The 9,358-nt window shown below is 66.9% G+C and carries 7 protein-coding genes; all 7 read left to right on the forward strand.

The window, feature by feature from the left end; genetic code table 11:
* Positions 1 to 311: 311 nt before the first annotated feature.
* Positions 312 to 890, forward strand: coding sequence for an ANTAR domain-containing response regulator (locus MXAZACID_RS15555; RefSeq protein WP_008495453.1), 579 nt, complete (start codon positions 312 to 314; stop codon positions 888 to 890).
* Entirely contained in the window at positions 887 to 1,873 is a 987-nt protein-coding gene (locus MXAZACID_RS15560) for a CmpA/NrtA family ABC transporter substrate-binding protein (protein WP_008495454.1), read from the forward strand. The genes MXAZACID_RS15555 and MXAZACID_RS15560 overlap by 4 nt, the downstream gene beginning before the upstream one ends.
* Before the next feature lie 259 nt (positions 1,874 to 2,132).
* Positions 2,133 to 3,359, forward strand: coding sequence for a NarK/NasA family nitrate transporter (locus tag MXAZACID_RS15565; protein WP_008495455.1), 1,227 nt, complete (start codon positions 2,133 to 2,135; stop codon positions 3,357 to 3,359).
* Positions 3,360 to 3,388: 29 nt separating this feature from the next.
* The gene (gene nirB / locus MXAZACID_RS15570; RefSeq protein ID WP_008495456.1) at positions 3,389 to 5,818 is read left to right on the forward strand and encodes a nitrite reductase large subunit NirB; all 2,430 of its coding nucleotides are present in this window, start codon (positions 3,389 to 3,391) and stop codon (positions 5,816 to 5,818) included.
* Positions 5,818 to 6,144 carry a nitrite reductase small subunit NirD gene (nirD, locus tag MXAZACID_RS15575; RefSeq protein ID WP_008495457.1) on the forward strand — a complete coding sequence of 109 codons (327 nt, stop codon included), beginning with the start codon at positions 5,818 to 5,820 and terminating at the stop codon, positions 6,142 to 6,144. The genes nirB and nirD overlap by 1 nt, the downstream gene beginning before the upstream one ends.
* On the forward strand, positions 6,141 to 6,893 hold the full coding sequence (gene cobA / locus MXAZACID_RS15580; protein WP_008495458.1) for a uroporphyrinogen-III C-methyltransferase: 753 nt from the start codon (positions 6,141 to 6,143) through the stop codon (positions 6,891 to 6,893). The genes nirD and cobA overlap by 4 nt, the downstream gene beginning before the upstream one ends.
* Positions 6,894 to 6,901: 8 nt before the next feature.
* A partial coding sequence (locus MXAZACID_RS15585) for a nitrate reductase (protein ID WP_008495459.1) occupies positions 6,902 to 9,358 on the forward strand: 2,457 nt, incomplete at its 3' end.

Raw genomic sequence — 9,358 nt, forward strand, 5'->3', positions numbered from 1 at the left:
CCCGCCGCCGGCCGCCGCGTCGCCCCAGCTGCCCTCGCCAGCCCTGCAGCTTCCCGCCGCGACCAAGACCGAATTCCAGCCCAGCTCGGGGCCGTAACCCCTCCGGCGGCCCCGAATCCCGGACTTAGCGCGAGATGGGTTTACACCCACGCGCTCTACTCATGTTTTAGCGAGCAATTTCATGCGTTGAGGGTGACGCTGCCGCGTCAACCTCAACGCATATTGCGCTAACAGGCGAACGGCGCGGCCAGCGCCGCGCGCCGCTTTGGCAGGAAAGTTGCTCAGCCAGAGCGCATGGACCGCGCCTCGCCATGAAAATCCTGCTCGCCGATTCCAACGCGGCCCGTCGTGAGGCACTCTCTGCCCAGTTCACCCGGCTCGATGCCGCATTTTCCATCATCGCCCTGGCGAATGACGCCTCGTTGCTGGCCGAGGTGGAGCGGCTGCGCCCGGATGTGGTGCTGGTGGACATGGCAAGGCCGGATCGCGACATGCTGGATTCCCTGCCTGCCCAGGGCGGCACCCCGCCAGTGGTGATGTTTCTGGACGGTTCCGACCCCGCCTTCATGCAGGAGGCGATCAGCGCCGGCGTCAGCTCCTATCACGGCCAGGATGTGGCGCCGGACGCCGCCAAGCTGGTGATGCGCCTCGCCGTTGCCTTCTTTCAGCGCAACCAGCAGGCGACGGCGAAATTGCAGGAGGTGGAGGAACAGGCGGAGCAGCGCCGCGCCATCGACGCCGCCAAGCGCCTGCTGATGAAGGAGGAGCGCATGAGCGAGCCGGCGGCGCATCGCTTCCTGCAACGCCGCGCCATGGACCAGCAGAAACGCCTGGCGGATGTCGCGGCGGATTATTTGGCCGCACAGACGCGGCAAGGGCAGAAACCATGAATGATGTGATCCGTCTCGGCCTGCTGCGGCTCTGCGACGCTGCCCCGGTGATCCTCGCCGCGCAGGAGGGGCTGTTCGCCGCTGCCGGGCTCAACGTGGCACTGTCGGTCGAGCCCTCCTGGGCGAATATCGCGGATAAGCTCGCCTTTAACCTGCTGGACGGGGCGGTGATGCTGGCGCCGCTGGCGCTGGCCTGCGCCGGCGGGCTGCGCGGGGCGAAGATTGATCTCGCGGTGCCGATGAGTCTGTCCAGCAACGGCAACGCCATCACCTTGGCGGCGTCCATGCAGAGCGCCTTCGCGGCGGGCGGCATCGCGGCGGTGGCGGCGGCGAAGCGGCCGCGCCTGGCGGTGGTGCACGGGTTTTCCTCGCATGATCTGCTGCTGCGCCATTGGCTCGCGGGGCAGGGCGTGATGCCGGAACGCGATGTCGACATCACCGTGCTGCCGCCAGCGGAAATGGTCGGCGCGCTTGCCGCCGGCGCCATTGACGGATTCTGCGCCGGCGCGCCCTGGGGGCTGGTGGCGGCAAAGGCGGGGCTGGGCTTCACCGCCGCCCTCAGCCGCGACATCTGGCCCGACCATCCGGAAAAATGCCTGGCCCTGCGCGCCGATTTCGCCACGGCCGAGCCAGCGCGGCTGGAGGCGCTGCTGGGCGTGCTGCTGCACGCCCAGCGCCTCTGCGCCGCGCCGGACGGCCGCCAGGCCCTCAGCCAGCTGCTGGCCCGCCCGGAATATCTGGACCTCCCGGCGCCGTTGCTGTTGGCGGCGCTGGACCCGGCGCAAGGCGGCCCCGCTTTCACCGCCCCTTACCCGGCCCCGGCTTACGGCCAATGGTATGCGCGGCAAATGCAGCTCTGGGGCCGCGCCCCCGCTGGGCTGGAGGGGGTGGCCACGCGGATCTACCGCCCGGATCTGTTTCTGCGCGCCGGTGGCGAGGCGCGCGACATCGCGGAACCGCCTGCGAATGCCAATTTTGATTAAAAAATCGGCTGATAGAATTTTTTATCACCATGATTTGCTGAAATAAAATCAAATCTCGTTTCATGCGTGCATTTTTAATCAAAATCCCGATTGAATCCCGGCGCGCCATTCTGGTCTAATAGCTCATGCGGCGCGTTGCCCGCAGGCCGCCGGGTCAAAGAGGATCAGGCAGGCGGATGGGGTTGCCCCCGTTCATTCTACTCGCGGGCCAAGGGCGGCCAGCGTGCGGCGATTTCAAAGCGCTGCCTCGAGGTTTCCAATGTCTCAAGCCCAGAGCAAGAGCTTTCTGCAATCCGGCCACACCCCCACGCTGCTGGCCGCCTTTCTGTATTTCGATCTCAGCTTCATGTGCTGGGTGCTGCTGGGGCCGCTTGGCATCCAGATTGCCAAGGCCCTGCATCTCGACCCCGCGCATAAGGGCCTGATGGTCGCCACCCCGGTTCTGGCCGGCGCCATCCTGCGGCTGTTCAACGGCGCCATGGCGGACCGCATCGGCGGCAAGAAGGCCGGCATCGTCGCGCAGAGCATCGTCATTCTCGGCCTCGCCGCCGCCTGGTTCTTCGGCATTCCCGGCTTTTCCGCCTTGCTCGGGCTGGGTGTGGTGCTGGGCATGGCCGGCGCCTCCTTCGCCATCGCGCTGCCGCTGGCCTCGCGCTGGTATCCGGTCGAGCATAAGGGCAAGGCGATGGGCATCGCCGGGGCCGGCAATTCCGGCACCGTGCTGGCCGCGCTTTTCGCCCCCGCCCTTGGCCTGGCCTTTGGCTGGACCAACGTCTTCGGCCTCACCGCGATTCTGATGAGCGTGGTGCTGGTGCTGTTCATCCTCCTCGCCAAGGATGCGCCAGGCCAGGGGCCGAAAATCTCGGCGCGCGATTATCTCAGCGTGCTCGGCATGAAGGATACTTACTGGTTCATGCTGTTCTATGGCGTCACCTTCGGCGGGTTCGTCGGGCTGGCCTCCTCGCTGCCGATCTATTTTCACACCCAGTACGCTCTGGCCCCGGTGGATGCCGGCTATGCCAGTGCCGCCTGCGTCTTCGCCGGCTCCATGGTGCGCCCGCTCGGCGGCGCCCTGGCGGACCGCTTCGGTGGCATCAACGCGCTCTCCTTCATGTACCCGATCGCCGCGCTGGCGCTGGTCGCGGTGAGCTTCGGCCTGCCGACCATGCCCATGGCGCTGGCCGGCTTCGTCATCGCCATGCTGGCGCTGGGCATGGGCAATGGCGCGGTGTTCCAGCTGGTGCCGGTGCGCTACATCAAGGAGATCGGCGTGATGACCGGCATCGTCGGCTGTGCCGGCGGCATTGGCGGCTTCTACCTCGCCTCCTCGCTCGGCTTCGCCAAGCAATGGACCGGCTCCTACCAGGCGGGATTCCTGATCTTCGCTGGCCTCGCCTTGGTCGCCTTCATTGGCATCAACATCGTCCGCAATGAATGGCGCATCAGCTTCTCCCGCGGCTACGCGGAAGGCTCCGTGCGTATCTGAAGCGCAATTCAAGGAAAAGGAGTGACGCGATGGGCAAGGAAAAACTGGTTGTCATCGGCAATGGCATGGCGGGGATGCGCACCGTGGAGGAAATCCTGGCGCGTGATTCCGGCAAATATGAAATCACCGTGTTCGGCGCCGAGCCGGAGCCGAATTACGATCGCATCATGCTCTCCCCGCTGCTGGCGGGCGAGAAGAGCTTCGCGCAGATCGTCATCAATCCGCTCGACTGGTACGCGCAGAACAAGATCGAGCTGATCGCCGGCGAGCATGTGGACTGGATCGACCGCGCGCGCAAAATCGTGCGCGGCGCCAACGGCACCACGCGCGCCTACGATAAATTGCTGCTGGCCACAGGCTCCAATCCCTTCACCTTGCCGTTGCCCGGCGTGGGCCGCCCCGGCGTGATGACCTTCCGCTCCAAGGCGGATGTGGAGGAGATGCTGGCCATCGCCGCCCCCGGCAAGAAGGCCGTGGTCATCGGCGGCGGGCTGCTCGGGCTGGAAGCGGCGCACGGGCTCAATCTGCGCGGCATGGAGGTTGCCATCGTGCATCTGATGCCGACGCTGATGGAACGCCAGCTCGATGCCTCGGCCGCGCATCTGCTCGAACAGAAACTCAGCCAGCGTGGCATGCGCATCTTCACCAGCGCCAATACCGAAGCCTTTGACGGCGAGGGCGAGGACGGCCCGGTGAGCGCCGTGCTGTTGAAGGACGGCACCCGCATCGAGGCGGATCTGGTGGTGATGGCGGTGGGCATTCGCCCCAATGCCGGGCTTGGCCGCGCCGTTGGCCTCGCCTGCGATCGCGGCATCAAGGTCGATGCGTCCTTGCGCACATCGGATGAAAACATCTTCGCCATCGGCGAATGCGTGGAGTTCGACAAACAATGTTTCGGCCTGGTCGCGCCGATCTGGGAGATGGCGAAAATCGCCGCCGATCATCTCACCGGCGTGGCGCAGAGCGCATTCATGCCCATCGCCACCGGCACGCGGCTGAAAGTCTCCGGCATCGAGATGTTCTCCGCCGGCGAATTCCTGGGCGATGCCAGCACCGAGGATGTGGTGCTGCGCGACGCCGCGCGCGGCATTTATAAACGCCTGGTGCTGCGCGGGGACAAGCTCGTCGGGGTGGTCTGCTTCGGCGATGCCTCGGATGCCAGCTGGTATTTCCAACTGCTGAAGGATGGCGCGGATCTCGGTGATTTGCGCGATACCGTCATTTACGGCCCGGTCGCCGCCGCCGGCGACCCGCTGGAGAGTCTCGCTTTGCTGGGCGATGACGCGGAGATCTGCGGCTGCAACGGGGTGAAGAAAGGCAGCATCGTCAACGCCATCGAGAGCGGCTGTGCCTCTCTGGACGAGCTGCGCGCCTGCACCAAGGCCTCGGCCTCCTGCGGCTCCTGCACCGGCCTGGTGGAAGGGTTGCTGAAGCTCACCCTCGGCGCCGACTTCAAACCCGCCAGTGTCAAGCCGATGTGCAAATGCACCACGCATGGACATGACGAGGTCCGCCACCGCATTCGCGGCCAGGAGCTGAAAACCATCCCGGCCGTGATGCAGGCGCTGGAATGGACCACGCCCGATGGCTGCGCCGCCTGCCGCCCGGCGCTGAATTTCTACCTGCTCTGCGAATGGCCTGGCGAATATCAGGATGATCAGCAATCGCGCTTCGTCAATGAGCGCATGCACGCCAACATCCAGAAGGACGGCACCTACTCCGTCATCCCGCGCATGTGGGGCGGTGTCACCTCCGCCGCCGAGCTGCGCGCCATCGCCGATGTCTGCGATAAATTCGCCATCCCGACGGTGAAGATCACCGGCGGCCAGCGCGTCGATATGCTGGGGGTGAAGAAGGAAGACCTGCCCGCCGTGTGGGCGGATCTCAACGCCGCCGGCATGGTCTCCGGCCATGCCTACGGCAAGGCGCTGCGCACGGTGAAAACCTGTGTCGGTTCGGAATGGTGCCGCTTCGGCACGCAGGATTCCACCGCCATGGGCATCGCGCTGGAGAAAATGACCTGGGGCTCCTGGCATCCGCATAAGGTGAAGCTCGCGGTCTCCGGCTGCCCGCGCAATTGCGCGGAAGCGACGATCAAGGATTACGGCGTCGTCGCCACCGAAGCGGGGTGGGACCTGCATGTCGGCGGTAATGGCGGCATCAAGGTGCGCGCCACCGAGCTGCTCTGCAAGGTCACCACCGAGGCGGAGGTTCTGGAATATTGCGGCGCCTTCCTGCAACTCTACCGCCAGGAAGCCCGCTATCTGGAACGCACCGCCCCCTGGATCGAGCGGGTCGGGCTGAAATATGTGCAGGAACGCATCGTGGACGATGCGCAAAACCGTGCCGCGCTCTACGAGAAATTCCTCTACGCGCAGAGATTCGCGCAGATCGACCCCTGGGCGCAGGAAGCCGCGACCAACCAAACCTCTTATCAGCCGCTGGCGGAGCTGGTCTAATGGATATGAACATTCCCCTCTTCACCGATGTCGGCGCGCTGACCGAGATTCCGCGCCTGGGCGCGCGCTGCGTGAAAACCGCCTTCGGCGACATCGCGGTCTTCCGCACCAATGACGACCGCGTCTTCGCCCTGCGCGACCAATGCCCGCACAAGCAGGGGCCGCTCAGCCAGGGCATCGTGCACGGCAGCTCCGTCACCTGCCCGCTGCATGGCTGGGTAATTTCGCTGGAAACCGGCGAAGCGCAGGGGCCGGATAGCGGCTGCACCAGCCGCTTCCAGGTGAAGCTGCAGGATGGGCGGATCCTGCTGGCGGTGACGCCATGAGCCGGGTGGTGCTGGCCGGGGCCGGGCCGGGCGATCCGGATCTGCTCACCGTGAAAACCCTGCGCCTGCTGCAAACCGCCAGCGTGGTGCTGCATGATTCATTGGTCAGTGACGAGATCCTGGCGCTGGCCCACCCGCGGGCGCGGCTGATCGATGTCGGCAAACGCTGCTTTCGCCATTCCGCCACCCAGGCGGAAATCTGCGCCCTGCTGGTGCGCGAGGCGCGCGCCACGCCCGGCATCGTGCTGCGCCTGAAAGGGGGTGATCCGATGATCTTCGGCCGCGCCACCGAGGAGATGGCGGCGCTGGAGGAGGCCGGCATCGAATATGAGATCATCCCCGGCATCACCGCCGCCCTGGCCGCCGCCGCGACGCTGCAACGCTCGCTCACCCAGCGCATGGTCTCGCGCGCGGTGCATTTCGTCGCCGGCCACACCGCCGAGGGCGATATCCCGGCGCATGATTTCGCGGGGCTGGCGCAGCGCGGCGGCACGCTCGCCCTCTATATGGGCGCGCAAACTCTGGGTGGCTTCGCGGCGCATCTGCTGGAGGCGGGGCTGGACCCGGCCACCCCGGCCTTGGCGTTCGAAAACGTCTCCCGCCCGGATGAGCGCGTCCTCGCCGCCAGCATCGGCACGCTGCCGGCGCGGCTGCGCGCGCAAGCGGGGGAGGGGCCGGTGCTGATCCTGATCGGCGAGGCGATGGCCGGGCGCGTGCCGGTGCGCCTGCCTCTGGCCGCCTGCGTCTGAGGGCTGGCGTGGCAGAGCAGGTCAAATCCGTCTGCCCCTATTGCGGGGTCGGGTGCGGCATCGTCATGCAGGTGGAGCAGGGGCGCGTCACCAAGGTCAGCGGGGACAAATCCCACCCCGCCAATCGCGGCCGGCTCTGCACCAAGGGGCAGAGCTGCCATCTGCCGCTTAGCCAAGGGCGGCTGGACAGCGCCTATATCCGCCCCGCCCGCGCCGATGGGCAGCAGCCTTTGCCCGCCTTGGCCGCCGTGACGCAAACCGCCGCCCGGCTGCGCGCCATTCTGGACGCGCACGGCCCGGATGCGATCAGCTTTTATATCTCCGGCCAGATGTCGCTGGAGGCGCAATATCTTGCCAACAAGCTGGCGAAAGGCTTTATCCGTACCCGCCATATCGAGGCCAATTCCCGCCTCTGCATGGCCAGCGCCGCCACCGGCTACAAACAGTCCCTTGGCGCCGACGCCCCGCCCGGCTCTTATGACGATCTCGACCAGGCCGACACATTCCTGGTCATCGGCGCCAACATGGCGGATTGCCACCCGATCCTGTTCCTGCGCCTGCTCGACCGGGTGAAGCAGGGCGCGAAGCTGATCGTGGTGGATCCGCGCCGCAGCGCCACGGCGGAGAAGGCGGATCTGTTCCTGCAACTCAAGCCCGGCACGGATATCGCCCTCATCAACGGCCTGCTGCGCCTGCTGCACGAGGCCGGCCAGACCGACACAGCCTTTATCGCCGCGCATACCGAAGGCTGGGAGGCGATGCGGAAGCTGCTGGCCGATTACGGGCTGGCGCAAGTGGCGGCCATCACCGGCCTCGATGCCGCCGATATCGCAAAAGCCGCCGCCTGGATCGGGCGCAGCAAGAAACTCGTCAGCCTGTGGACGATGGGGCTGAACCAGAGCGTGCGCGGCACCTGGAACAGCAATGCGCTGTGCAATCTGCATCTGGCGCTGGGCGCCATCTGCCGGCCAGGCGCCGGGCCGTTCTCCCTCACCGGCCAGCCCAACGCCATGGGCGGGCGCGAGATGGGTTATATGGGCCCGGGCCTGCCCGGCCAGCGCAGCACCCAGAACCCGGCCGACCGCGCCTTCACCGAAACCCTCTGGACCCTCCCCCCCGGCAGCCTGCGCGATGCCCCGGCCAGCGGCGCGGTGGCGATGTTCGATGCGATGGCGCAAGGCGAGATCAAGGCCTGCTGGATCATCTGCACCAACCCGGTCGCCAGCATGCCGGCGCGCGGGCGCACCATCGACGGGCTGAAGGCGGCCGAGCTGGTGATTGTCCAGGATGCCTTCCTGGACACCGAAACCGCCCCTTATGCGGATATCCTGCTCCCCGGCGCGCTCTGGGCGGAAGCGGACGGGGTGATGGTGAATTCCGAACGCAACATGACCCTCGCCCCGCAAGCCGTACCCCCGCCCGGCGCGGCGATGGCGGATTGGCGCTGGATCGCGCAGGTGGCGACCGCGATGGGCTATCCCGGCTTCGCCTATGCCAATGCGGCGGAAATCTTCGAGGAGATCAAGCGTTTCTCTAACCCGCAGACCGGCTACGACATCTCCGGCGCCAGCCATGCGCGGCTGGCGGATACCCCGCTGCAATGGCCGGTCGGCCCGCATTCCGGCCCGCGCAACCCGGTGCGCTATATGGCCAGCGGCACGCCGGTTTTCCCCACCGTCTCCGGCCGGGCGATGTTCCACCCGCGCCCCTGCCTGCCCCCGGCGGAGCTGCCGGATGCGGCATTTCCCTTCATCCTCAATACCGGCCGGGTGCAGCATCAATGGCATACCCTGACCAAGACCGGCAAAGTCCCGGCCTTGAACAGGCTCAATCCCGGCCCGTTCGTCGAGATCCATGCGCAGGATGCCGCCGCGCTGGGGCTGCAGGAAGGTGACAGCCTGGCGCTGCGCTCCAGGCGTGGCCGCGCCGTGCTGCCGGCCCTGCTCAGCCCGCGCGTGCAGCCGGGCCAGCTCTTCGCGCCCTTTCATTGGAATGACGTGTTCGGGGATGATCTGGCGATCAACCAGCTCACCAGCCCGGCGGTGGATGCGGCCTCGCTGCAGCCGGAATTCAAGATCTGCGCGATGGCGCTGGAACGCGTCGCGGCGGTGAGGCAGGAGGTGCCAGAGACGCTGGCCGGGCTTGCACCGGAGGATGCCGCGGTGAGCATCCTCTACGCCTCGCAAACCGGCACCGCGGCGGCCCAGGCGCAGGCGGCGGCGCAGCGTCTGGGCCTCATCGCCCGGCCGATGAACGAGGCCAGCCCCGCAACCCTTGCCGGTACCGTGCTGTTCTTCGCCGCCAGCTTCGGCGATGGCGAGGCGCCGGACAATGCCGCCCGCTTCTGGCAGGCCCTGGCGGCGCCGGGCGCGCCCCGGCTGGAAGGGCTGCGCTTTGGCATTCTCGGCTTCGGCGATACCGCCTATGCGCGCTTTTGCGGCTTCGCGGCGGCGCTGGAGGCGCGG

Source organism: Acidocella sp. MX-AZ02 (genome assembly GCF_000306035.1).
Lineage (GTDB): Bacteria > Pseudomonadota > Alphaproteobacteria > Acetobacterales > Acetobacteraceae > Acidocella > Acidocella facilis.

Bases quoted from the DNA above. Each gene is read 5' to 3' on its own strand.
- MXAZACID_RS15555 (WP_008495453.1), top strand. From the start codon at position 312: ATGAAAATCCTGCTCGCCGATTCCAACGCGGCCCGTCGTGAGGCACTC.
- MXAZACID_RS15565 (WP_008495455.1), top strand. From the start codon at position 2,133: ATGTCTCAAGCCCAGAGCAAGAGCTTTCTGCAATCCGGCCACACCCCC.
- cobA (WP_008495458.1), top strand. From the start codon at position 6,141: ATGAGCCGGGTGGTGCTGGCCGGGGCCGGGCCGGGCGATCCGGATCTG.
- nirD (WP_008495457.1), top strand. From the start codon at position 5,818: ATGGATATGAACATTCCCCTCTTCACCGATGTCGGCGCGCTGACCGAG.
- nirB (WP_008495456.1), top strand. From the start codon at position 3,389: ATGGGCAAGGAAAAACTGGTTGTCATCGGCAATGGCATGGCGGGGATG.
- MXAZACID_RS15560 (WP_008495454.1), top strand. From the start codon at position 887: ATGAATGATGTGATCCGTCTCGGCCTGCTGCGGCTCTGCGACGCTGCC.